The organism is Citreicella sp. C3M06 (assembly GCF_018860705.1).
Taxonomy (GTDB): domain Bacteria; phylum Pseudomonadota; class Alphaproteobacteria; order Rhodobacterales; family Rhodobacteraceae; genus Salipiger.
In genome coordinates, this window is the sequence record NZ_JAHKQA010000047.1 from 79918 (window position 1) to 102988 (window position 23071).

21 protein-coding genes are annotated in these 23071 nt (G+C 64.2%); 8 read left to right on the top strand and 13 right to left on the bottom strand.

Features of this window, described 5'->3' with window-relative positions; translation table 11 throughout:
• Positions 1 to 16 precede the first annotated feature (16 nt).
• Together KO516_RS10675 and KO516_RS10680 are read right to left on the bottom strand one after the other, a co-directional pair.
• Complete coding sequence (locus KO516_RS10675; RefSeq protein WP_216003775.1) at positions 17 to 742, bottom strand: class II aldolase/adducin family protein; 726 nt, start codon at positions 740 to 742, stop codon at positions 17 to 19.
• Positions 739 to 1887 (bottom strand): TauD/TfdA family dioxygenase, encoded by a 1149-nt coding sequence (locus KO516_RS10680; protein WP_216003776.1) that lies wholly within the window; start codon positions 1885 to 1887, stop codon positions 739 to 741. The genes KO516_RS10675 and KO516_RS10680 overlap by 4 nt, the downstream gene beginning before the upstream one ends.
• A 132-nt stretch (positions 1888 to 2019) precedes the next feature.
• Here KO516_RS10680 and KO516_RS10685 point away from each other — a divergent pair, with 132 nt between their 5' ends.
• The 7 genes from KO516_RS10685 to KO516_RS10715 all read left to right on the top strand — a co-directional run bounded on the left by KO516_RS10685 (position 2020) and on the right by KO516_RS10715 (position 9846).
• Positions 2020 to 2910 carry a LysR family transcriptional regulator gene (locus tag KO516_RS10685; RefSeq protein ID WP_216003777.1) on the top strand — a complete coding sequence of 297 codons (891 nt, stop codon included), beginning with the start codon at positions 2020 to 2022 and terminating at the stop codon, positions 2908 to 2910.
• Between the two features lie 373 nt (positions 2911 to 3283).
• The gene (locus tag KO516_RS10690; RefSeq protein ID WP_216003778.1) at positions 3284 to 3643 is read left to right on the top strand and encodes a hypothetical protein; all 360 of its coding nucleotides are present in this window, start codon (positions 3284 to 3286) and stop codon (positions 3641 to 3643) included.
• Entirely contained in the window at positions 3640 to 5229 is a 1590-nt protein-coding gene (locus KO516_RS10695) for an ABC transporter substrate-binding protein (RefSeq protein ID WP_216003779.1), read from the top strand. The genes KO516_RS10690 and KO516_RS10695 overlap by 4 nt, the downstream gene beginning before the upstream one ends.
• Before the next feature lie 4 nt (positions 5230 to 5233).
• Positions 5234 to 6193, top strand: a complete 960-nt coding sequence (locus KO516_RS10700; protein ID WP_252737544.1) for an ABC transporter permease — start codon at positions 5234 to 5236, stop codon at positions 6191 to 6193.
• On the top strand, positions 6190 to 7008 hold the full coding sequence (locus KO516_RS10705; protein WP_216003780.1) for an ABC transporter permease: 819 nt from the start codon (positions 6190 to 6192) through the stop codon (positions 7006 to 7008). The genes KO516_RS10700 and KO516_RS10705 overlap by 4 nt, the downstream gene beginning before the upstream one ends.
• On the top strand, positions 7001 to 8632 hold the full coding sequence (locus KO516_RS10710; RefSeq protein WP_216003781.1) for an ABC transporter ATP-binding protein: 1632 nt from the start codon (positions 7001 to 7003) through the stop codon (positions 8630 to 8632). The genes KO516_RS10705 and KO516_RS10710 overlap by 8 nt, the downstream gene beginning before the upstream one ends.
• A 221-nt stretch (positions 8633 to 8853) precedes the next feature.
• A complete protein-coding gene (locus tag KO516_RS10715) occupies positions 8854 to 9846 on the top strand; it encodes an NAD(P)-dependent oxidoreductase (RefSeq protein WP_216003782.1) in 993 nt (330 codons plus the stop codon).
• 90 nt (positions 9847 to 9936) lie between these two features.
• Here the strand turns inward: KO516_RS10715 and KO516_RS10720 are convergent, their stop codons facing one another.
• From KO516_RS10720 to KO516_RS10730, 3 genes are read right to left on the bottom strand one after another with little or no spacing between them, the layout of a single operon-like run.
• Complete coding sequence (locus KO516_RS10720; RefSeq protein WP_216003783.1) at positions 9937 to 11379, bottom strand: aldehyde dehydrogenase family protein; 1443 nt, start codon at positions 11377 to 11379, stop codon at positions 9937 to 9939.
• Positions 11380 to 11391: 12 nt separating this feature from the next.
• On the bottom strand, positions 11392 to 12600 hold the full coding sequence (locus KO516_RS10725) for a mandelate racemase/muconate lactonizing enzyme family protein (RefSeq protein ID WP_216003784.1): 1209 nt from the start codon (positions 12598 to 12600) through the stop codon (positions 11392 to 11394).
• Between the two features lie 24 nt (positions 12601 to 12624).
• Entirely contained in the window at positions 12625 to 14247 is a 1623-nt protein-coding gene (locus KO516_RS10730) for a GMC family oxidoreductase (protein ID WP_252737529.1), read from the bottom strand.
• A gap of 144 nt (positions 14248 to 14391) precedes the next feature.
• On the opposite strand from KO516_RS10730, the gene KO516_RS10735 reads away from it, so the two are divergent.
• Positions 14392 to 15273, top strand: coding sequence for a LysR substrate-binding domain-containing protein (locus KO516_RS10735; RefSeq protein WP_216003785.1), 882 nt, complete (start codon positions 14392 to 14394; stop codon positions 15271 to 15273).
• Between the two features lie 31 nt (positions 15274 to 15304).
• On the opposite strand, the gene phnE (KO516_RS10740) is transcribed toward KO516_RS10735, so the two are convergent.
• The 8 genes from phnE (KO516_RS10740) to KO516_RS10775 all read right to left on the bottom strand — a co-directional run bounded on the left by phnE (KO516_RS10740) (position 15305) and on the right by KO516_RS10775 (position 23068).
• Positions 15305 to 16117, bottom strand: a complete 813-nt coding sequence (gene phnE, locus KO516_RS10740) for a phosphonate ABC transporter, permease protein PhnE (protein ID WP_216003786.1) — start codon at positions 16115 to 16117, stop codon at positions 15305 to 15307.
• Entirely contained in the window at positions 16114 to 16920 is an 807-nt protein-coding gene (phnE, locus tag KO516_RS10745; RefSeq protein WP_216003787.1) for a phosphonate ABC transporter, permease protein PhnE, read from the bottom strand. Before phnE (KO516_RS10745) ends, phnE (KO516_RS10740) begins: the two co-directional genes overlap by 4 nt.
• The gene (phnC, locus tag KO516_RS10750; RefSeq protein ID WP_216003788.1) at positions 16917 to 17720 is read right to left on the bottom strand and encodes a phosphonate ABC transporter ATP-binding protein; all 804 of its coding nucleotides are present in this window, start codon (positions 17718 to 17720) and stop codon (positions 16917 to 16919) included. The genes phnE (KO516_RS10745) and phnC overlap by 4 nt, the downstream gene beginning before the upstream one ends.
• A 65-nt stretch (positions 17721 to 17785) precedes the next feature.
• On the bottom strand, positions 17786 to 18742 hold the full coding sequence (gene phnD, locus KO516_RS10755; protein ID WP_216003789.1) for a phosphate/phosphite/phosphonate ABC transporter substrate-binding protein: 957 nt from the start codon (positions 18740 to 18742) through the stop codon (positions 17786 to 17788).
• 499 nt (positions 18743 to 19241) lie between these two features.
• A complete protein-coding gene (locus KO516_RS10760) occupies positions 19242 to 20195 on the bottom strand; it encodes a LysR family transcriptional regulator (protein WP_216003790.1) in 954 nt (317 codons plus the stop codon).
• The gene (locus tag KO516_RS10765; RefSeq protein WP_216003791.1) at positions 20192 to 21172 is read right to left on the bottom strand and encodes an ABC transporter ATP-binding protein; all 981 of its coding nucleotides are present in this window, start codon (positions 21170 to 21172) and stop codon (positions 20192 to 20194) included. Before KO516_RS10765 ends, KO516_RS10760 begins: the two co-directional genes overlap by 4 nt.
• Positions 21162 to 22172, bottom strand: coding sequence for an ABC transporter ATP-binding protein (locus KO516_RS10770; protein ID WP_216003792.1), 1011 nt, complete (start codon positions 22170 to 22172; stop codon positions 21162 to 21164). Before KO516_RS10770 ends, KO516_RS10765 begins: the two co-directional genes overlap by 11 nt.
• The gene (locus tag KO516_RS10775) at positions 22169 to 23068 is read right to left on the bottom strand and encodes an ABC transporter permease (RefSeq protein ID WP_252737530.1); all 900 of its coding nucleotides are present in this window, start codon (positions 23066 to 23068) and stop codon (positions 22169 to 22171) included. The genes KO516_RS10770 and KO516_RS10775 overlap by 4 nt, the downstream gene beginning before the upstream one ends.
• Positions 23069 to 23071 lie beyond the last annotated feature (3 nt).

Sequence of the window (23071 nt, forward strand, 5' to 3'; positions counted from 1 at the left end):
GGGGCCGCCGCGAAGCTCAGGTCAGCGCTGGCAGCTTGCTGCGCAGATAGGCGAAATGCTTTGCCGCCATGCCCCGGTAGGGGCGCCAGCCATCGGCGGTGTTCTGCGCCACCGCATCGGACAGCACCGCCAGCGGCGCCCCGGTGGAGCGGGCAAGGATCAGCGTCTGCGCCGCCTTTTCGAAGAAATACAGATCCTCGAACGCATCGGCGACGGTCTCACCCACGATGGTGACGCCGTGGTTGCCCATCACCAGCACGGATTTGTCGCCGATGGCATCGGCAATCCGCTCGCCCTCTTCGGTGGCATCGGCAATGCCGCCGAAGGACAGGTCATAGGCGGTGCGCCCGTAAAAGCGCGCGGTGTTGTTGTCGATCGGCACGATGGTGGGATCGGCAAGGCAGGCCAGCGCCGTGGCATAGGGCGAATGGGCGTGCAGCGCCACGCGCGCCTCGGGCAGGCGGCGGTGCAAGGTGCCATGCACGCACCAAGCCGAGGCATCGACGCCCTCGGGGGTGGCTTCGTTGCGGCTGTCGAGCAGCAGCAGATCCGCGGGCGCGATGGTGTCGAAATGCTGCCATTTCGCGTTCAGCAGGAATTGCTGCCCATCCGCCGACACAGCAGCGCTGAAATGGTTGCCGACGCTCTCGGACCAGCCGAGCATGTGGCAGATGCGAAACGCATCTGCCAGCTCGGCGCGCAGCTGCGCCTCGGTGTTGGTGGGGGTTACCGGGGCGTTCATGCCTTGAACCGCCCTTCGCTGACCAGCGCGCGATAGGTCGAGCGCATTTCCGAACGGTCGACATAGCAGCCGCGCAGGTAGCGATCACCGCTGGTCGCGGTATAGGCGGCGCGGCCATGCACGATGCGGTGGTTGTCGAACACCATGCATTCGCCGCCCTTCATCAGGAAGCGCATCATGTACTTGTCTTCCTGCAGCATCCGGCCAAAGCGGCAGAAGGCCGGGTAGTAATCATCCAGCAGCTTCTGGTCGAGGTCGAAGATATCCGCCATGTGCTGGCTGATGGTCAGGCCGGACACTTCGCCATACTGGTCAAGCTCGATCACGTATTGCCGCGAGCGCGCGTCATAGGTGTCATGCTCGCAAAAGAAGGGGATGGCGATCTCGGACAGCAGCTTGAAGCCTTCGGGGTCGCGCTTGCGGAAATCATTGGCCACGGCGACGCCATCGGCATAGAGGCTCTCGCCGCCCTGCACGGTGTTGGCGCGGCAATGCAGGAACTGGATGCCCGGCGCGAATTCCTCGGCGGGGGTGTCGGTGTGCAGCTCCAGCGCGCCAGCGGTATAGGCGGTGTTGGTCGGGTTGATGTGGGTTTTCACATCGAAATAGGTGCCAAAGAAGGTCGGGCGCACAAAGCCCATCAGCTCGGCGGTCTGGGTTAGGCCTTCGTCGCTGTCGGGCATGTCGGTGACGATGGTGAACCCGTGCACCAGCATCGCCTCGATCCACTTGGCGCGGGTCTCGTTGCTGGCGACCAGCTCGGGCTGCGAGAAGCGCGGCACCGACGGGTAATGATCGCCGAACCACGGGGTGCGCGACAGGTCGGCCGGGTCCTTGCGGGTGCCGCCATTGGCATAGGTTTCAAGCCAGGAGAGCGGCATCCGGGTGACGTGGTCTTCGCCGTCCCATGCGATGACCAGCGCCTCGCCCTCGACCACGGCGGAGGCAGCGCGCGGTGCCGTCTCGAGGTGGAAGATGTCGAAGCTGCGCTCGCGCGTCACCGGGCTGAACGAGCTGGGGCAGTTGTCGCGCAGCCAGTAGTAGTTGAAGTAATGCGCCTTGCCGTCGGGCAGGGTGATGTCGAGCCCCTTTTCGCCAAGCGTGATGGCATGGGAAGCGGTGATCGGAGAGCTGAGGTCGTTCATCTGCGGATCTCTCTGCGTTTCATGAGGGAGGAGGGAGGCGGTTTTGACAGGGTGGAGCATTCCATCAATTCCCGTTCGCCAACAGATCGGTTAGTCTGAAGATAATATAAGCCACAGCTTAAACTGGACCGCATGGAACGCCTGCCCCCCCTTCGTCTTCTGGTGACTTTCGAGGCGCTGTCGCGCCATGGCTCGATGCGCGATGCCGCGGCCCGTCTGAACGTGACGCAACCGGCTGTCAGTCAGGCGTTGCGGGCACTTGAGGATCATGTGGGGGTGGGGCTGATCGATCGCTCGGTGCGACCCGCGCGGCTGACCGAAGCTGGCGAGATGCTGGCGCGGGGGGTGCGCGAGGGGCTGGCGCGGATCTCGTCGACGCTGGAAGACATCCGGGCGCTCAACACATCGGTCGATCGTCAGGTCACCGTATCCTGCACCTTCGGCATGGCAACCTATTGGCTGATGCCGCGTCTGCCGTCTTTTTACGCAGCGCATCCGGAGATCACCGTGAACGTGCAGGCCCCCGCGACGGATCTGCCGGTGCTGACACCGGGGATCGACGTCGCCCTGCGCTACGGCACCGGCGGGTGGCGCGAAGGGAAGACGCGCAAGCTGTTCGACGAGCTGGTCTGCCCGGTCGGGGCGCCCGCATTGGTAGAGCGCCTGCTGGCCGAGGGGGTCGGGCTTTCGACGGCACCCTTGATTCATGTGCGCAGTCCGTATAATCAGCATTGGGCCGGTTGGGAGGATTACTTTCAAGCAACTGGCACCTCGCGCCCTCGTGGTGGCGGGCAGAGTTTCAACAACTACGTTCAGGCCGCACAGGCGGTCTATGATGGGCGTGGGCTGATGCTGGGCTGGCGCTCGATCACCGGGCGGGCCGTACAAGAAGGCGCGCTAAGGCACTGGCCGGGGGGAACGGTCGATCTTGGCACTGCCTATTATGTCTCGACCGCGGCCGTGCCATCGCAAGATACGCGCGTCTTCGTCGACTGGGTCTGTGAGGAAACGGATACGCAATGATCCCGACGCAGACCGCCGCCGGGCTGCGTGGTCTGCGCATGGCACGGGCTGCGACAAGGGGGCTGGCCCAACCAGAGCGACCCCATTGGGTCAAATGACATTGCTTTACTGGGTTTTGGATCTGTCTCAGGTTCATCGCCAACCCGACAACAAAGAGAACGAAAGCCCGTGCGCCTGACGAAATTCAAATACTTCGCCATTGGCGCCTTGCGGCACGATCTTTGGAAAAGCACGGTTCTGCCCCGCCTGATACGGCTGGCCGGAACGGGCAACGGGTCCATCACACGGTGCCAGCTTTGATCGCCTGCGGTGTCCTTTTTGGCGGCGCTGCGCCATGCCCGGCTGCCACGTCTTGCGCGCAGGGGGGCACCCGGTGAGCGCAACGGCAGATCCTCCTCTGGCTTATATTGAAACACCCTTTCTGCGCGGTGCCCTGCCAACCGCAAGCGCGAGCGCCCCGGGGCGAGGCCTGTGCGGCCCGCGCCAAACCGCCCAAAGACTGCGCATCGGCCAGACGCCGCAGCGGATCAGGGCACAGTTGCAGCCCCTCGGCGATACCCTCGCCTTGAAAGCCCGGCTGCGCGGCTTTGAAAATGACCATGACATCCCCCCGCGTCTTTATGATGACGCCATTCCACGTCTTTATGGACAGGTCCACATGCCCCCGGAACACCGCGACAGGGCGACGCGCAAACAGATCAACAATCCAACAAAAACAGGGAAAAAACCATGACTGACAAACTGAAAAACCTTCGGGACACAACTGCGCTGCCCGGCATCAGCCGCCGTGGATTTCTTGGAACCGCGTCTGCCGCCGCCATGACAGTGGCCGGTGCCAACCTGATGTTCGCCGGCAAGGCCAACGCGCAGGAACCGGTCAAGGGCGGCACGCTCAAGATGGGCCTTGGCGGCGGGCAGAGCAGCGACAGCCTTGATCCGGCGCTGGCGGCCAACTCGGTTACCTTCCACGTGCTGCGCACCTTCGGGGAAACCCTTGTCGACGTAAGCCCCGACGGTTCGCTCGACATGCGCATTGCCGAAGAGATCGAAAGCTCGCCCGACGCCAAGACATGGCGCTTCAAGATCCGTCAGGGCGTCGAATTCCACAATGGCGAGATGGTGACCCCCGAAGACGTGCTGGCCACGCTCGAGCGCCATTCCGACGAAGAGTCGCAATCGGGTGCGCTTGGCGTGATGCAGGGCATCGAGTCGATGAGCATCGATGGCGACTGGCTGGTGGTGAACCTTGACACCGCCAACGCCGACCTGCCCTACCTGTTCTCGGATTACCACCTGCAGATCCAGCCCGGCGGCGGACGTGACAATCCGGCGGACGGCATCGGCGCTGGCGCCTACAAGCTGGTCAGCCACGAAGCCGGCGTGCGCTATACCTTCGAGAAGCACGAAAACTACTGGGATGACACGCGGGGCCATTACGATGGCGTTGAATTCCTGATCATCAACGATTCCACCGCCCGGATGGCGGCGCTGCAATCGGGTCAGGTGCATATCGCCAACCTCGTCGAGCCCAAGGTCGCCAGCCTGCTGTCGCGCGCGCCCAACATCAATGTCACCAATGTCGCGAGCCGCGGACATTACGTGTTCATCATGCATTGCGACACCGCGCCCTTCGACAACAAGGACCTGCGGCTGGCGCTGAAATACGCCATCAACCGTCAGGAAATGGTCGACAAGATCCTTCAGGGATATGGCACGATCGGCAACGATACCCCGATCAACGCCGCCTATCCGCTGTTCTCGGGCAAGCTCGCGCAGCGCAACTACGACATCGAAAAGGCCGCAGAGCATTACAAGGCGTCCGGCCATGATGGCAGCCCGATCGTGCTCAAGGTCGCCGATGGCGCCTTCCCGGGGGCCGTCGATGCCGCCGCGCTGTTCCAGCAATCTGCCGCCGCCGCGGGCATTCCGCTGGAAATCCAGCGCGTGCCCAATGATGGCTACTGGTCGGAAGTCTGGAACAAAGAGCCGTTCTGCGCCTCGTACTGGGGGGGCCGCCCGGTTCAGGACCAGATGTATTCGACCGCCTATCTGTCGACCGCCGACTGGAACGATACCCGCTTTTCCAACGAGGCGTTCGACGCGCTGCTGCTCGAGGCACGGGCCGAGCTGGACGAGGAAAAGCGCATCGGGCTTTACGATCAGATGGCGGAAATCCTGCATGACGAAGGCGGCGTGATCTGCCCGATGTTCAACGATTTCGTCGAAGGCATGAGCACCAAGGTTCAGGGCTGGGTCGCCGACGGCGGCCAGGACACCATGAACGGCCTCGCTCCGCACAAGACCTGGCTGGTCGGCTGACGTGTTGCGACATCCTATCGTGAAACTTCTGGCCCAGCGTCTTACGCTGGGCCTGCTGCTGCTGCTTGCCGCCTCGGTGCTCATTTTCATGGGCACCGAGATCCTGCCGGGCGATGTGGCGCAATCGATCCTAGGGCAAAGCGCCACTCCTCAGGCGCTGGCCAATCTTCGTGAACAGCTGGGCGTGAACGAACCGGCGATGACGCGCTATTTCGACTGGCTGTTCGGGGTTTTGCGCGGAGACCTTGGAACCGCGCTGACCAATGGTCAGGATATCGCCACCGCCATGGCTGGCCGCCTGTCCAACACGCTGTTCCTTGCCTGTTCCGCCGCGGTGATCGCCGTGCCTCTGGCCATCATCCTTGGGGTGATCGCGGTGCGCTATCGCGGGCAATGGCCCGACAAGCTGATCTCTGGCGTCACGCTGACCTCGGTGTCGATCCCGGAATTCATGCTCGGTTACATCGCCATGTATTTCCTGACGGTGAAATTTCAGATCTTCCCCTCGGTCTCGACGATCCACGAGGGCATGAGCTTGCTCGACAAGTTTCAGGCCATCGCCATTCCGGTGCTGGTGCTGGTGCTGGTGGTGCTGGGCCACATGATGCGGATGACGCGCGCCGCCATCCTGAATGTCATGCAATCGGCCTATATCGAAACCGCCGAGCTCAAGGGCCTGCGCCCGATCACGGTGATCGCCCGCCACGCCTTTCCCAATGCTATCGCGCCGGTGGTCAACGTGGTGATGATCAACCTTGCCTATCTTGTGGTCGGGGTTGTCGTGGTCGAGGTCGTCTTCGTGTTTCCCGGCATGGGGCAATATCTGGTCGACCATGTCACCAAACGCGATGTGCCGGTGGTTCAGGCCTGCGGTCTAGTGTTTGCCGCCGTCTATATCGGCCTGAACATGCTGGCCGACATTGTATCCATCCTTTCCAACCCACGTTTGAGGCATCGAAAATGAGGAGCATCCCCTTATCCGCTCTGGTCGGGCTGCTGTTCGTGGCCCTGTATTTCATCGGGGCGATCTTTGCTGATCTCATCGCCCCTTATGGCATGGCCGAAGTCGTCGGCGATGTGTGGGAGCCGTCCTCGGCAGAGCATTGGCTCGGCACTGACAGCATCGGGCGCGACCTGCTCAGCCGGCTGATCTATGGCGGGCAGACCACGATTCTGGTCGCCACCGCCGCGACCCTGCTCAGCTTTGCCGTCGGGGCCACGCTTGGCCTGACGGCTGCGGTGATGGGCGGCTGGGCCGATCAGGTGCTGTCGCGCTTCATCGACCTGATGATGTCGATCCCGACGCTAATCTTTGCGCTGGTGGTGCTGTCGGTGATGCCGGTGACACTCCTCGTGCTGATCCTCGTCATGGGCCTGCTGGATTCCACCCGGGTGTTTCGCCTCAGCCGCGCCGTGGCGGTCGATATCAACGTGATGGATTACGTCGAGGCGGCCAAGCTGCGCGGCGAAGGCCGCCGCTGGGTGATCTTCCACGAGATCCTGCCCAATGCCCTGTCGCCGCTGGTGGCCGAAATGGGCCTGCGCTTCATCTTTATGGTGTTGTTCATCTCGACCCTGTCGTTCCTTGGCCTTGGCGTGCAACCGCCGCTGGCCGACTGGGGCGGCATCGTGAAGGAAAACAAGGATGGCATCATCTACGGTATTCCCGCCGCGCTGATCCCCGCCTTTGCCATCGCGACGCTGGCCATTTCGGTCAACCTCGTGGCCGACTGGATCCTGAACAAGACGACCAGCCTGAAAGGAGGCCGCGATGGGTGAGATCCTGCTTGATGCCCGAGACCTGAAAATCGGCGCAACGGTCTATCCGGCTGGCGAGCCGCCAAAGGACATCACCATCGTGCATGGCGTGTCCTTCACCCTCGAAAAGGGCAAGGTGCTGGGGCTGATCGGTGAATCCGGCGCTGGCAAATCCACCATCGGCCTGTCGGCCATGGCCTACGGGCGCGGCGGCGTGCGGATCACCGGGGGGCAGATGTTCCTCAATGGCCGCGACATCCTGAGCGAGGGGCCGAGCGGCCTGCGCGAGCTGCGCGGCGGCGAGGTGACCTATGTGGCGCAATCCGCCGCTGCGGCCTTCAACCCGGCGATGCGGCTGATCGATCAGGTCATCGAAACCACCCTGCGCCGTGGCCTTGCCAACCGGGAAGAGGCGGAAAACCGGGCGATCGACCTGTTCCGTCAGCTCGGCCTGCCGAGCCCCGAAACCATCGGCAAGCGCTATCCGCATCAGGTCTCTGGCGGCCAGTTGCAGCGGGTGATGACGGCGATGGCCCTGTGCCCGCGCCCGTCGCTGGTGATCTTTGACGAGCCGACGACGGCGCTGGATGTGACCACCCAGATCGACGTGCTTGCCGCGATCAAGAAGGCGATCCACGACACCGGGGTGGCGGCGCTGTACATCACCCATGACCTTGCGGTGGTGGCCCAGGTCGCTGACGAGATCATGGTTCTCAAGAGCGGGCGGACGGTTGAGCACGGCGATGTGCAGCAGATCATCGAGGCCCCGCGCGAGGATTATACCCGCGCGCTGGTTTCGGTAAGATCCATCGACCACGAGGCCAAGCCGCCTGCGGCCGAGCCGCTGTTGCAGATCAAGAACCTGACGGCGCGCTATCCCGGCCTGTCTCAGGATGTGCTCAAGAACGTGTCGGTCGAAATCGCGCAGGGGCAGACGCTGGCCATCGTCGGGGAAAGCGGATCGGGGAAATCGACCCTCGCCCGCGCCATCACCGGGCTGCTGCCCCCTAGCAAGGGGGCGATCACCTTTGCGGGCCGCAGGCTTTCGGACAAGCTGGAAACCCGCACGCGGGATGATCTGCGCGAATTGCAGATGATCTACCAGATGGCCGATGTCGCGATGAACCCGCGCCATACCGTCGGCACCATCATCGGCCGGCCGCTGGAATTCTACTTTGGTCTGCGCGGGGCGCAAAAACGCAAGCGCGTGCAGGAGCTTCTCGACCAGATCGAGATGGGCAAGAATTTCATCGACCGCTACCCCGCCGAACTGTCGGGCGGGCAGAAACAGCGCGTGTGCATCGCCCGCGCGCTGGCCGCCAAGCCCAAGCTGATCATCTGCGACGAGGTCACCTCGGCGCTTGATCCGCTGGTGGCCGACGGCATTCTGAAGCTGTTGCTGGATCTGCAGGCGCAGGAAGACGTGGCCTACATGTTCATCACCCACGATCTGGCCACGGTGCGGGCAATTGCCGATGGCATTGCGGTGATGCATCGCGGCAAGGTGGTGCGCTACGGGCCCAAGGCGCAGGTGCTGAGCCCGCCCTTCGACGATTACACCGACCTGCTGCTTGCCTCGGTCCCCGAGATGAAGCTGGGCTGGCTGGAATCGGTCATCGAGCATCGCGCCGGCGCGCAGGACTAGGCCCGCCGCCAAGATCAAGCCAGCGCCCGCCCCGGAACCCGGTGGCGGGCGTTGGTGTTTTCAGGGCCGCCCTAGCAGGGGCGGGCCGTTTCCGGCCAGCGCCCCTGCCCGCAACAGAACTGGCCCCATTGGGCCAAATGCCGTTGCTTTACGGATGTTTCGAACTGCCTCAGGCTGCGGGGCGAAGAACATACCAAACCTTACAAAAGGACTCTCCACAGATGAAAATCGGCTTCGTCGGTCTTGGCAATGTTGGCGGCAAACTTGCAGGCAGTTTGCTGAGAAACGGTTTCGACCTTACCGTGCATGATCTTGACGAGACGCTGGTGGCGAAATTCGTCGCGCGTGGCGCAAAACCCGGCACCACGCCGCTGGCGCTGATGCAGGATTGCGACGCGGTGATCACCTGCCTGCCCTCGCCCGCGGCCTCTGCGGCGGTGGTCGAGGCGATGCTGCCGGCGGTGACGGCGGACAAGATCTGGATGGAAATGTCGACCACCGATGCTGGTGAGGTCAAGCGCCTGTCGGATCTGGTCAAGGCGCAGGGCGGATCGGCGATGGAATGCCCGGTTTCGGGCGGCTGCCACCGGGCCGACACTGGCAATATCTCGATCTTCGCGGGCTGCGATCGCGCCACGTTCGAGCGTATGCTGCCGACGCTGACCACGCTTGGCCGCCGGGTGCTGCACACTGGCGATATCGGCACCGCGTCGATCCTCAAGGTGATGACCAACTACCTTGCCACCGCCAATCTGCTGACCTGCTGCGAAGCGCTGGTGACGATGAAGGCGGCGGGCATGGATCTCAACACCACCTACGAGGCGATGAAGATCTCGTCGGGCACCTCTTTCGTGCATGAAACCGAAAGCCAGGTCATCCTGAACGGCTCGCGCGACATCTCCTTCACCATGGATCTGGTGAAGAAGGACATCGGCCTGTTCCAGAAGATCGCCGATCAGGCCGGTGTGCCGCTGGAAATCAGCCCGCTGATGGTTGAAATCTTCAACGACGGAATCGCCCGTTTTGGCGAGCGCGAACTGTCGCCCAACATCATCCGCCGCCTCGAAGAGGCCACCGGCCTGTCGATCACCGCGCCGGGCTTCCCCGCCGAAATGACCGATGACGAACCCGAAGAGCAGGGCTACGAGGTGATCCCGACCGGCCTGTCAGCGCCGCTGGCCACGCTGATCGGCGCGAAAACCGCCGCGGAATGATCCCATGCCCCCCGGCTGCGATGCCGGGGGCGCGCAACAGGAAACGGGCGCAAGATCACTCTTGCGCCCGTTTTTGTTTCTGGGCGGGGGTTACACCGCGAAGGGTGGGCGCACCTTGACTTCAAGGTAGTCTTCGAGCCCGAAGCGGCCGCCTTCGCGCCCGTTGCCCGATTGCTTGAAGCCGCCGAAGGGCGAGCCGTAATCCGATCCGCGCCCGTTGATATGGATGCCCCCGGCCCGCAGGCGGCGCGCCACGCGCAGGGCGCGGGCCTCGTCGCCGGTCGACAGATAGGCATCAAGGCCGTAATCGGTGTCATTGGCCAGCGCGATGGCCTCTTCCTCGGTGTCGAACGGCGCCATCACCAGTACCGGGCCGAACACCTCTTCGCGCCAGAGCGTCATCTCGGGGGTGACATCGGCAAAGATGGTCGGGCGCACGAACCAGCCGGTTTCAAGCCCCTGCGCCAGCCCGTCGGGCCGCCCGAGACCGCCCGCGAGCAGCCGCGTGCCCTCGTCGATGCCGGTCTGGATCATCGCCTGCACCCGGTCATACTGGATCTGATCGAACAGCGGGCCGATGTGATCGCCCTCAAGCGCCGGATCGTCCACCGCCTGATGTTCTGCCGCGCTGCGGGCGACCTCTAGCGCGCGGGCATAGGCGCTGCGTTCCACCAGCATCCGGGTGGGGGCGTTGCAGGACTGGCCAGTGTTGTCGAAACATTCCGCCACGCCTTGGGCCACCATGGCATCCACATCGGCATCAGCAAAGATGATATTGGGGGATTTTCCGCCCAGCTCCAGCGTCACGCGCTTGATGGTGGCGGCGGCGTCGCGCGACACCGCGCTGCCAGCGCGGGTCGATCCGGTGAAGGACATCATCGCCACGTCGGGATGCTGCGACAGGGCGGCGCCGACGGTGGGGCCTTCGCCAAAGACCAGATTGAACACGCCCGCCGGGTAGCCCGCCTCGTGGATGATCTCGGCATAGATCTGCGCCGACAGCGGCGTGTGCTCGGACGGTTTAAGCACGCAGGTCGCCCCGGTGGCCAGCGCCGGAATGACCTTGAGCGCGATCTGGTTGATCGGCCAGTTCCACGGCGTGATCAACCCGCAGACACCGATCGGCTCGTAGCTGACGATATCGCCATTGGGCAGGGTTTCTTCCTCGTCATGCGCTTCGAGCGCGGCGATGAACGCCTCAAGATGGCCCAGCCCGGATTCCGCCTGCACCGCGCGGGCCATGGTGGCGGGCGCGCCCATCTCCATCGAGATCGCCCGGCCCAGATCATCAAGCCGCGCCCGCGTGACGTCGGCCAGACGGCGCAGCAGCGTCAGGCGATCGTCCTTGCTGGTCAGGGAAAACGTCTCAAAGGCGGCCTTGGCGGCGGCGACGGCGCGGTCGACATCGAGCGCATTGCCAAGCGACACCACCCCGACCTGCGCATTGGTCGATGGCGTCAGGATCGGCATGTCCTGCGGCGCGTGCGGGCTGACCCATTCGCCGTTGATGTAGAATTTATCGAGGGTAATCATATTCTTCCTCCGTCAGGGGGTGACGTGCGATTGGTCCATGTTCAGATGGAGATCGGTTTCGGTGTAGGGCATGCGTGCGATGGCCTCGTCATCGAGTTCCAGCCCGAGGCCCGGCTTGCGCGACGGGATGACATAGCCGTCTTCCCAGTCGATCCCGCCCTTGACCGCCTGCATGTAAGGGCCATCAAAGGTGCCGATGCTTTCAAGGATCAGGAAATTCGGCGAACAGGTGGCGATCTGGATATTGGCGGCGGCAACGATCGGCCCGCAGTACAGATGCGGCGCGATCTGCGCCTGCCGGGTTTCCGCCATGCCAGCGATCTTCTTGGCCTCAAGCAGGCCCCCGACGCGGCCAAGGTTCATCTGCAGGATCGACGCGGCGCCGGCTTCCAGCAGGCGGGCAAATTCATATTTGGTGCACAGCCGCTCGCCCGCCGCCACCGGGATCGAGGTAAAGGCGGCGACCTGCGCCATGTCGGCAGGGCTTTCGGGGGGCAGGGGTTCTTCGAACCACAGCGGATCGAACGGTTCGAGCGCCCGCGCCATACGCTTGGCCCCCGACACGGTGAACTGGCCATGGGTGCCGAACAGCAGATCGGCCCGCTCGCCCACGGCGGCGCGGATTTCGCGGCAGAAGGCAACGCTGAGGCTGATGTCTTCCAGCCGCGGCTGGTGGCCATCGAAGATGGTATAGGGGCCGGCGGGGTCGAATTTCAGCGCGGTGAAGCCCTGATCGCACATATCCGATGCGATCTGCGCCGCAATCGACGCATCATTGTAGCTGTTGGGGGTGTTGGGGTCGGGATAGACGTCGCCGCTTTGCGGATAGATGTAGGAATAGCTGCGCAGCCGGTCGTGCACCCGCCCGCCCAGCAGATCGTAAACCGGCTTGTCGGCGGCCTTGCCCAGAATGTCCCAGCAGGCCATTTCCAGCCCGCTGAACGTGCCCATCACGCTGACATCCGGGCGATGGGTGAATCCCGCGCCATAGGCCTTGCGGAACAGCAGTTCGATCTGCTGCGGATCGGCGCCTTCGAAATGGCGCGTGAACATGTCGCGGGCCATGGCGCAGCAGACATCCGGGCCAAAGGTGGCGTTGTAGATCTCGCCCACGCCGGTGATGCCGCAGGCCGTGGTCAGACGCACGAAGATGAAATAGCGCCCGCCATGGCGGGGCGGCGCGTTGCCGACCACGAAGGTTTCAAGTTTGTCGAGGCGCATGTGCCCTCCTGTCTTTGGCGCGGCTCAGCCCGCGTCCTGTAGAATTATGTCCGCCGCCCGCAGCGCAAGCATCATCGTTGGGGCGTTGGTATTGCCCGAGGTGATGTTGGGAAACGCCGAGGCGTCGGCGATGCGCAGGCCGGGCACGCCATGCACCCGGAGCCGCGCGTCGATCACCGAGTCCTGCGCATCCCGCCCCATCCGGCAGGTGCAGCTGGGGTGAAAGACCGTCGAGGCCCGGTTGCGGAATTCGTCCAGCATGGCGGCATCATCCATGGTCTCAAGCGATGGCAGCTTGGCCGCAGATGTCACCGAGCGCAGCGCATCGGTTTGCGACAGCGCATGAAGCACCCGGCTGGCGCGCACCGCCGCGTCGCGATCCGCCTGTGTGGCCAGCGAATTGGGGCGGATCGCCGGGGCCTCGCGGGGATCGGCCGAGCGGATCCGCACCGAGCCGCGGCTGGTCGGGCGGCAGGGCTGCGCCGACAGCAGGTAGCCCGGATCGCGGTCCAGAACCACCTTGCCGTCGGGGGTGACCTCGTAAGAGGCCGGGTTGCAAAACAATTGCACATCCGGGGCCTCCGCCCCAGCCGAGCGCACAAAGCCCCCGACCTGATTGACCGGCACCGCCAGCGGGCCGCGCCGCGTCAGGACATAGCGCATGCCCGCCAGCAGGCGCCCGCTGCGCCGCCCGAGGATGGCGTTGAGCGTGTCTTGCGCGGCGCGGAACTGGTATGACACCGCCAGATGATCCTGCAAGCCTTCGCCGACCTGTGGCAGATCGCGGTGTACCTTGATGCCATGTGCCTTCAGCAAAGCCGCCGGGCCAAGCCCCGACAGCTGCATGAGCTGCGGCGAATTGATCGCACCGGCGCTCAGGATCACCTCTTTATGGGCCGTGACGCGATGGATCTTGCCGCCTTGCTCGTAGCTCAAGCCGTTGACGCGCGCGCCGTCGAATTCCAGCCGCAGCACATGGGCGCGCTGTTCCAGCGTCAGGTTCGCCCGTTTCAACGCCGGGCGCAGGAAGGCATCCGCCGCCGACCAGCGCATGCCGTTGCGCACATTGCTGCGGTAAAACCCCAGCCCTTCGGAATTGTCCTGATTGAGATCATCGAGCGTGCGGTAACCGGCCTCGCGCGCGGCGGCGAGGAAATGATGCGAAAACGGGTTCATCTGGTCCGTCAGGTTCTGCACCCAGACCGGGCCACCGGTGTTGGGGCGATCCGACTGTGTCTCGATCCGGGCATAGGCGGCGCGCACCGCTGCCCAATCCCAGCCCGAGGCCCCGGCGGCGGCCCAGTCATCGAAATCCCGCGCCTGACCGCGCATATAGGCCATGGCGTTGATCGAGCTTGACCCGCCAATGACCCGTCCGCGCGGCCAATAGCTGGCGCGCCCGTTCAGCGCGTCTTCGGCATCGCTGTGATAGCCCCAGTTCAGCGCCGGGTTGGCGTAGTTGATGGCGTAGCCGACCGGCACCTTGACCCAGAAACGCCGGTCGCTGCCGCCCGCTTCCAGCACCAGCACCCGCAGCGCCGGGTTTTCCGAAAGCCGGTTGGCCAGCACGCAGCCAGCCGATCCCGCCCCGACGATCACATAGTCATAGTCACTGGTCTTCATCGCATCGCCTTCCGCATGGCGCATTCGCCGCCTCTGCAACAAGACAGCTGCCCGGAATAAGTACAAACAACGGCTTTGACCGCTGAGGCCCCATAGGTTTTTGAGCAGATCGCGTTGCCAATCCGGGGCGCACGCCCCATGATCGCGCCGAATTACAGCGGATCCTTCATGCGCAGGTTGCCCCACGTCACTTGGCTTCGCTCCTTCGAGGCGGCGGCCCGTCACAGCTCGTTCAGCTCGGCCGCGGATGAGCTTAGCCTGACCCCCGCGGCGGTCAGCCAGCAGATCCGGCTGCTGGAACAGCATCTGGGGATTCAGCTGTTCAAACGGCTCGCCAAGGGGGTGCAGCTGACCGATGTCGGGCTGGCCTATGCGATTCCGATCCGCAAATCCTTTGTGGAAATGCAATCGGCGACGGATGGGCTGTTTCGCATTCAAAGCAAATCGGTGGTGCGGGTGCGCTGTTCGATTTCCTTTGCCGCGCTGATCCTTGCGCCGCGCCTGCACGAGTTCTCGCGCCTGCATCCGGAGATCGACGTCGAACTGTCGACCGCCGTCTGGTCCGACCGGATCACCGGCGCGGGGGTCGATCTTGATATCCGCTTCGGAGAAGACGGCTGGAGCGAGCAGAACGTGCATCCGATCCCGGTGCGCGATGCCACCATCGTCTGCCACCCCGATTACGCAGGCAGCCTTGGCACGACGCTGAGCCATGAGGCGCTGCAGGATGCGGCCATCGTCACCATCGTTGGGTCCGAAACGGACTGGGACCGGTTGTTCCTGAAATATGGCCTCGACGGGCCGCGCCATGATCATTGGATCAAGGCGGATTCCTCGCTGATCGCCTTGCAGATTCTTTCGGCCGGGCGCGGCTGCGCCATCATCAGCCGCAGCTTTGCCCAGAGCGATCTTGACGCGGGCCGCCTTGTGGCGCCGTTCGACCTTGATCTGTCGATGTCGTCGAACTTTACGCTGGTGGAACGCGATGACATCCGGGGCCGCAAGGATATTACCGCCTTTGTCGACTGGATGCTGGCGCAATCGCTGTAGCGGGCGCAACTCACGCCCGCCCCGTTGAGGATCAGATGATCGCCTTGCGCAGCTTGGCCGACAGCGCTTCGCTCAGCACGACGGTGCCAAGGATCAGCAGCAGGATCACGGTGATCTGATCCCATGCCAGAACCGCCAGTGAGGCATTCATCTTGAGCCCCAGCCCCCCGGCGCCCACCAGCCCGAGGATGGTGCTTTCGCGGATGTTGATATCCCAGCGAAACACCGAGATGCCCCAGAACGACGGCATGATCTGCGGCACGATGCCATAGGTCAGCACCTGCGCCGGGCCAGCGCCGGTGGCGGTGATCGCCTCGATCTGGCGGGCGTCGGTTTCCTCGATCGCCTCGTAAAGCAGCTTGCCCACAAAGCCGATAGAGCGCAGCGCGATGGCGATGATCCCGGCCAGCAGGCCGGGGCCGATGATCGCCACCAGCAACAGCGCCCAGATCAGCGAGTTGATCGAGCGCGACGCCACGATGATGAACAGCGCGACAGGGCGCAGGAAAGTGGCCGATGGCGTGGTGTTGCGCGCCGCCAGAAACGCCACCGGCACCGCCATGATGACGCCGCCCACCGTGCCCAGCGTGGCGATGTTCAGCGTGTCCCACAGCGGCAGCATCAGCTCGGGCAGGTAGCCCCATTCGGGCGGCAGCATCCGCGATCCGATGTCCGCCGCCTGATCGGGGGCATCCAGCACAAAGGCCCAGATGGTGCTTTGTGTCATCACCTGCCAGCACCAGACGAACAGCGCCACCAGCGCCAGCCAGCCGAGCCAGAGCAGCAGGGACTGGCGCGATGTGCGGCGCATCCAGACGGGGGGAATATGCGCAGGCGTGCTCATTGCAGGAACTTTCGCAGATAGCTGGAGCTGTATTCCGCCACCATGACGATGGCGATGATGATCAGCAGGATCGCGCCCGCACTGTCGTATTCATAACGGTCGATGGCGGTGTTCAGCGTGGCGCCAATGCCGCCCGCGCCGACGATGCCGATCACCGCGCTTTCGCGGAAATTGATGTCGAGCCGATAGAGCGACAGGCCGATGATCCGGGGCATCACCTGCGGTTGCACCGCATAGACCAGCAGTTGCGGCCATGTGGCGCCGGTGGCGCGGATCGCCTCGACCTGAGAGGCGTCGATTTCCTCGATCTCATCCGCAAGCAGCTTGCCGATAAAGCCGATGGTGGCAAAGGTCAGGGTCAGGAACCCGGCAAACGGGCCAAAGCCGAACATCGCCACCAGAAAGATCGCCACGATGATTTCCTGCAACGCGCGGCTGACCGCGATGATCGAGCGGCAGACCAGATAGACCGGGCGCGGCACCATGTTGCGCGCCCCGCCGATGCCGATGGGGATCGACAGCGCCACCCCGATCACCGTCGAGGTCAGCGTCATGGTCAGGCTTTCCACCAGACCTTGCTGGATGTCGCGCCAGCGGCTGGTGAAATCCGGCGACAGGAAGCCCATGACGAAGCGCTGGCCGCGCTCTAGGCCCTCGAAGACCCGCAGCCAGTTGACCTCGATCGACCCGACCGCCAGCACGAGATAGATCAGCACGCCGATCTGGATGGCGATGCGGATGCGCCGGTTCGCAAGGATCTGCGGCGGGCGGCGCCAGGTCTTGGGGTAGGCGGGGGCCGTCATGCGGGAACCTCGACCGGCGCTCGGGCGGGTTCGGCGGGGGTTTCGGGGCGCAGGGCGTTCCAGTCCTCGGCGCCGTAGATCTCGGTCAGCACGGTTTCATCCAGCGCCTCGGCGACGCCGTCAAACACCACCGTCCCGGCGCGCAGCCCGATGATGCGCTGCATGAAGTGCTGCGCCAGCGGCACGTCATGGATGTTGACGATGGCCGGCAGCCCGCGTTCAGAGCAGATTTCCGTCAGCAGCCGCATGATCTGGCGGCTGGTCTTGGGATCGAGGCTGGCGGTGGGTTCATCGACCAGCAGCAGGTCGGGGTCCTGCATCAGGGCGCGCGCGATGCCGACCCGCTGGCGCTGACCGCCCGACAACGCATCGGCGCGCTTGTCGGCATGTTGCAGCAGCCCGACCCGGTCGAGCAATTCATAAGCGCGCTGGATGTCGTGGCCTTCGAAACGGCGCAGCCAGCTGCGCCAGAACGGCACATAGCCAAGGCGACCGGACAGCACGTTTTCCATCACCGACAGCCGCTCGACCAGCGCATATTCCTGAAAGATCATGCCGATGCGCCGCCGCTGCCGACGCAGATCGGATTTGCCAAGCGTCACGAGGTTGACCTCGCCCAGCCGCACCTCGCCGCCCGTGGGTTCGACCAGACGGTTGATGCAGCGGATCAGGGTGGATTTCCCGGCGCCGGAGGGGCCGATCAGACCGATGATCTGGCCCTTGTGGACCTCGAAACTGACATCGTTCAGCGCCTTGTCCCCTGTCCGATAGGTTTTCGACAGGTTGGTCAATCGAAGCATGGCGGTTTTCCCGAATTGAAAACAGGCGGGCATGGGGCCCGCCTGCCGGTGTGTTGTGAACGCGCTTATTGGCAGTCGTAGGCGACGCCATTGGCATCGTCGATCTTGCGGATCACATCCCAGTCTTTCTGGAACGAGATCTCGATGAACTGCGCTTCGCCGCTTTTGCCGAATTCCTCGGCCAGCGCGGAACCTTCCCAGTCGAAGCTAAAGAAGGCGTCCTTGATCTTGTCCTGAAGCTCGGGCGTAAGGTTATGCGCCACGCCGTAGCCGGTCGTCGGGAAGGTCTGCGAGGTGTAGATGACGTTGAACTGATCTTCGCTGACCACATCGCGTTCGATCATCCGGCCCTTGACCGAATTGGCGACGGCGGCGGCGGGGTAATCCTTGTTGGCAACGCCGAGGATCGAATTGTCGTGCTTGCCGGAAAAGACCGGTGTGAAATCGCGGCCCGCTTCCATGCCGAAATCGGCCTTGAGGATCGCGGAGGGGGCCTTGAACCCGGAATTGGAGGTTTCGGTGGTAAAGGCCAGATCGCCGCCGGCGATATCCTTGACCTCTTCGATGCCCGAGCCGGGGTAGGTGATGATTTCCATCTCATACCCGAAAGAGCCATCTTCGGCGGCCATCATCGCAAACGGGCGCAGACCGGCGCAGGCCACGGCCAGCGGGTTCGATCCGGTGTTGAACCCGGCGACATGCAGGCGACCGGCGCGCATGGCTTCGATCTGGGCGGCGTTCGACTGAACCGGGAAGAACTGGACTTTCTTGCCGGTCACCTCGCTCATGTGATCAAGGAACCCCTGCCAGACCTCGGCGTAAACAGCGGGGTCTTCGACCGGGGTATAGGCAAAGATCAGCGTCGAGGGATCGAGCAGATCGGCGGCATCGGTGGGGATATCGGCGATCAGGTCGCCATCGGCATCGCTGTAGCGATCGCTGAGCTGGAAATCCGCAAAGGCAGGCGCGGCCATGGCCGCAAGAATGGCGGCCGCCGAAGCAGCATTGGTCAGGTAAGTCATGGTGTCTCCGAGAAAATCAGAAAATTTGCGAAGCGGTGACGCGCGGGGTTCTGGGGGATTGCACCGGGTGTCTGCAGGTGTCCGGCGCGATTTCTAGTTAATTCAATAATTCATAAAATATTGATACGTCAATCGGGCAGGGGCCGCAAAACCCGTGGAAATCCCTATTTTACAAAAACTTCACAGAGCCGCCTTGGTGCGGGCAGCGTCGTCGAAACGCGCTTTGGGTGCTGCGCTTGATCTCGGCTTGGCCGAGGCCGTTGACGCGGGTCATGAGGGCGATGCGGGGGATTGCGGCGGTTTGGCCCTTGCCGGGCAGTGCATCACGACGTGATGTCACGAGAGGGGATCAACAGGTTCAGATTCCGGCGCTGATGGTCTTTTGCCCAGCCTCGCTGACAGCGCCGCGCCAGTATCCGCCGCGTTCGCATCGGCGGGCGCAGATATCCGCCCGCCGATGCCCAGCCCAGCCCAGCCCGGAGCGCTTGGTCAGGGCCGCTCAGCTTTCCGAGCGCGGCACCGGTCTTGCCGCCAGCCCGGCGGCCTTGAGGTGGTCGAGCAGCGCGGCTTCCACCGGGATCATGTGGCGTTCGACATCGACCAGCGAGAAAACGTCGATCAGCGGCGCCTGCGCTGGCACGGGAATCTGCCACAACCGCGCGCCGTAGCGCAGCGCGTGGCCCCGCGCCATGCAGCCGATGGCGGTGCCGCTTTCCACCAGCTCTGACAGATCGTCGATCCCGGTTGCCGCAGCGATGACCCGCTCGCCGACCCCGTGACGCACCCGCCACAGCGCCAGCGCCGAGAGGGCGCCTGCCATGCGGTCTTCTTCGTAGCCGACCACATCAGAGGCGGCGAGGATTTCGGGGTCGACCGGCGATCGCCGGTACAAGGGGTGGCGCGGCCCGCAATAGACGCCGAATTCCTGCGCCTGCAAGGCTTGTGCCCGCAACCTCAGGATGGTCGGGTCGATCTGCGTGCAAAAACCGACCGAGGCCACCCGCTGTTGCAGCGCCTGCGACACCTCGCGGCAAGAGGCGGAGCGGATCGACAGGGTGACCCTTGGGTGCTGCTGGCGAAACTCCTCGAGGGCGGGGGTGATGGCATCCATCTCGAGATGCGAGGAGCGATAGATCACCACGTTGCCCGACAGCGACTGGCCCTCGTTGGCGGTCAGATCGTTCAGCCGCACGACGCCGCCGTAGATTTCCAGCGCCTCGCGGTAGACGAATTCGCCCGAGCGGGTGATCACGAAGTTCTGCCCGCTGCCCCGTTCGACCAGCCGCAGATCCAGCCGCTCTTCGAGGCGGCGCAGGGCGGCAGAGACCGATGGCTGCGACAGGTTCAGCCGCAGGGCTGCCGCGGTGATCGAGCGTTCCTGAACGATGACCATATACGTCCGCAGCAGGTTCCAATCGAGTTGGAGCGCCAATCGGTCGAGCGGGAAGCTCATTCCTGTCCTACACCTTTCGTGTGATCCGCAAAGTGACACCGTGCCTGCCGATCCGGGCCAAGGGCGACCGGAACCGGGGCGATGGTATCGCAGGTTCCCTTCTTAGCGATCGGGCAGCGGGTGTGAAAGGCGCAACCTTTCGGGATGTCGGTGGGGCTGGGAATGTCGCCGGTCAGGCGAATGCGGTCGGGGCGTTTCACCGCCGAGGGCACCGGCACCGCCGACAGCAGGGCGCGGGTGTAGGGGTGGCGCGGGTCTTCGAACACCTGCTCGACCGGGCCTTCCTCGACGATCTTGCCAAGGTACATCACCGCGACGCGGTCGCACAGAAAGCGGATGACCGCCAGATTGTGCGAAATGAACAGCTGGGTCAGCGCCGGGCGGGTGATCCGCAGATCCTTCAGCACCCCGAGGATCTGCGCCTGCACCGACACGTCCAGCGCCGATGTCGGCTCGTCCAGCACCAGCAGATCGGGGTCAAGGACCAGCGCCCGCGCGATGCAGACCCGTTGTTTCTGCCCACCCGACAGCTCGTGCGGATAGCGGTGATGGAACTGCGCCGGAAGGCCCATGGATTCCAGAATGGTCGACACCTTGTCGTGCAGCGCCGCGCCGCGCAGGCTGGTGTTCAGGATCAGCCCCTCGGCCACGGCCCGGTGGATCGTCATCCTTGGATTGAGCGAGGAATGCGGATCCTGAAAGATGATCTGGGCCTTGCGCCGCAGGGTCTTCAGCCCTTTGAGGCTGGCCTTGCGCACATCGACATCGCCGATGCGGATCTCGCCCGAGGTCGCTTCGACCAGCCGCAGCACGGTCTTGCCCACGGTGGTCTTGCCCGACCCGCTTTCCCCAACCAGCCCGACGGTTTCACCCGGTTTCAGCGATAGCGAGACGCCATCGACCGCGCGCACCACCTGCCCGTTGGGCATCGGGAAATGCACGTCGAGGCCGCGGATGCTCAGCATGTCAGTGCTCATGAACGGGGTCTTTCATCGGGGTGTCTTCGAACAGGGTGCAGGCCACCGTGTGCTGCGGTGCCACGCGGCGCAACCCGACCGGGGCATCGCAGGCGGCGTGGGCGCTGGCGCAGCGTTGGGCGAAGCGGCACCCCTTGGGCGGGTTCAGCAGGTCCGGCAGGGTGCCGGGGATCGATGCCAGCCGCTCGACCCGCTTGAACGGGTGGGGCAGGGCGTCGAGCAGGCCCTTGGTATAGGGATGGGCGGGGGCGTCAAAGATCTGGCCGATGGGCGCGTCCTCGACGATCTTGCCCGCATACATCACCGCCACCCGCGAGCAGACCTGCGCCACCACGCCCAGATCGTGCGAGATCATGATCATCGTCAGGCCCATGTCCTCGACCAGCTCGGCCATCAGGTCGAGGATCTGCGCCTGAATGGTGACATCCAGCGCCGTGGTCGGCTCATCCGCGATCAGCAGCTTGGGCTTGGCGGCCAGCGCCATGGCGATCAGGATGCGCTGGCGCATGCCGCCCGACAGCTCGTGCGGATAGGCTTTGAACTGGCGTTCGGGGTTGGGCAGATGCACCTTTTCCAGCATGCCAAGCGCGATGTCGCGGGCTTCGGCGCGTTTCACCTTGCCGCCCGATTGCGCCCGGATCGCATCGGTCAGCTGGGTGCCGATGCGGAACACCGGGTTGAGATAGGTCATCGGGTCTTGAAAGATCATCGCGACATCCTTGCCGCGCACGCCCCGCAATTCGCGATCCGACAGGCCCAGAAGCTCGCGCCCATCGAGCCGCACCGAGCCCGAGGTGATCCGGGCGGGCGGGCTTGGCACCAGCCCGAAGGCGGCGCGGGTCAGCACCGATTTGCCGCAGCCGGTCTCGCCGACAAGGGCCACCGCCTCGCCTGCGGCCAGCGAAAGATCGACCTTGTCGATGGCGTGATAGGCGCCGTCGAACGTGTCGAAGACAAGCGAGAAATCCCGGATGTCGAGGATCGGTGTGCTGTCCATCATCGTTGCCTCGGGTCCAGAACGTCACGCAGCCCGTCGCCCATCAGGTTGAAGCCAAGGACGGTGAAATAGATCGCCAGACCGGGGAACAGCGTGCACCACCACCAGTCCGGCAGGTAGGAGCGCCCGGTCGAGACCATCGCGCCCCATTCGGGATAGGGCGGCTGCGCGCCCAGCCCGAGAAAGCCCAGCGAGGCCGCCGCAAGGATCGCCAGCCCCATGTCCATCGACGCCTTGACGATGATCGGCGACAGGCAGTTGGGCAGCACATGCACAAACACCACCCGCAGCGGCCCGGCGCCAAGCGCGCGGGCGGCATCGACATAGGTTTCGTTGCGCTGGCTCAGGGTCTTGGCCTGCACCAGCCGGACGTAGCCGGGCCACCACACCAGCGCGAGGGCAACCATGGCATTGCCGATGCCCGGCCCCAGCGCGCCGACAATGGCAATCGCGAGGATCAGCCCGGGGATGGACAGGAAGATATCGGTCACGCGCATGATCGCTTCGGGAAGCCAGCCGCTGGTCATGCCGGCGATCATCCCCAGCGGCACGCCGATCAGGATGGCGATGCCGGTCACGGTCAGGCCGATCTGCAACGTGGTGCGGGCGCCAATCAGAACCCGCGACAGGATGTCCGAGCCAACCTGATCGGTGCCGAACCAGTGCTCGGGCGAGGGCGGCAACAGCTTGGCCGAGAAATCCACCGCGCCGTAAGCATCCTCTGGATAGGGCGCAAGCAGCGGGCCAAAGGCGGCGATCAGCAGGAACAGCGCCACGATCACCAGCCCGACCATCGACGAGAAGCTGCGCGAATAGGTGCGGATCAGCCGGCGGGTCTCGCGGTATTTCATCGGTCGGCGGGCGGTCGGCGTGGCCGAAGCGGAACTGGCGGATGTCATCTG

Bases quoted from the DNA above. Each gene is read 5' to 3' on its own strand.
- KO516_RS10675 (WP_216003775.1), bottom strand. From the start codon at position 742: ATGAACGCCCCGGTAACCCCCACCAACACCGAGGCGCAGCTGCGCGCC.
- KO516_RS10680 (WP_216003776.1), bottom strand. From the start codon at position 1,887: ATGAACGACCTCAGCTCTCCGATCACCGCTTCCCATGCCATCACGCTT.
- KO516_RS10685 (WP_216003777.1), top strand. From the start codon at position 2,020: ATGGAACGCCTGCCCCCCCTTCGTCTTCTGGTGACTTTCGAGGCGCTG.
- KO516_RS10695 (WP_216003779.1), top strand. From the start codon at position 3,640: ATGACTGACAAACTGAAAAACCTTCGGGACACAACTGCGCTGCCCGGC.
- KO516_RS10705 (WP_216003780.1), top strand. From the start codon at position 6,190: ATGAGGAGCATCCCCTTATCCGCTCTGGTCGGGCTGCTGTTCGTGGCC.
- KO516_RS10710 (WP_216003781.1), top strand. From the start codon at position 7,001: ATGGGTGAGATCCTGCTTGATGCCCGAGACCTGAAAATCGGCGCAACG.
- KO516_RS10715 (WP_216003782.1), top strand. From the start codon at position 8,854: ATGAAAATCGGCTTCGTCGGTCTTGGCAATGTTGGCGGCAAACTTGCA.
- KO516_RS10720 (WP_216003783.1), bottom strand. From the start codon at position 11,379: ATGATTACCCTCGATAAATTCTACATCAACGGCGAATGGGTCAGCCCG.
- KO516_RS10725 (WP_216003784.1), bottom strand. From the start codon at position 12,600: ATGCGCCTCGACAAACTTGAAACCTTCGTGGTCGGCAACGCGCCGCCC.
- KO516_RS10730 (WP_252737529.1), bottom strand. From the start codon at position 14,247: ATGCGCCATGCGGAAGGCGATGCGATGAAGACCAGTGACTATGACTAT.
- KO516_RS10735 (WP_216003785.1), top strand. From the start codon at position 14,392: ATGCGCAGGTTGCCCCACGTCACTTGGCTTCGCTCCTTCGAGGCGGCG.
- phnE (WP_216003786.1), bottom strand. From the start codon at position 16,117: ATGAGCACGCCTGCGCATATTCCCCCCGTCTGGATGCGCCGCACATCG.
- phnE (WP_216003787.1), bottom strand. From the start codon at position 16,920: ATGACGGCCCCCGCCTACCCCAAGACCTGGCGCCGCCCGCCGCAGATC.
- phnC (WP_216003788.1), bottom strand. From the start codon at position 17,720: ATGCTTCGATTGACCAACCTGTCGAAAACCTATCGGACAGGGGACAAG.
- phnD (WP_216003789.1), bottom strand. From the start codon at position 18,742: ATGACTTACCTGACCAATGCTGCTTCGGCGGCCGCCATTCTTGCGGCC.
- KO516_RS10760 (WP_216003790.1), bottom strand. From the start codon at position 20,195: ATGAGCTTCCCGCTCGACCGATTGGCGCTCCAACTCGATTGGAACCTG.
- KO516_RS10765 (WP_216003791.1), bottom strand. From the start codon at position 21,172: ATGAGCACTGACATGCTGAGCATCCGCGGCCTCGACGTGCATTTCCCG.
- KO516_RS10770 (WP_216003792.1), bottom strand. From the start codon at position 22,172: ATGATGGACAGCACACCGATCCTCGACATCCGGGATTTCTCGCTTGTC.
- KO516_RS10775 (WP_252737530.1), bottom strand. From the start codon at position 23,068: ATGACATCCGCCAGTTCCGCTTCGGCCACGCCGACCGCCCGCCGACCG.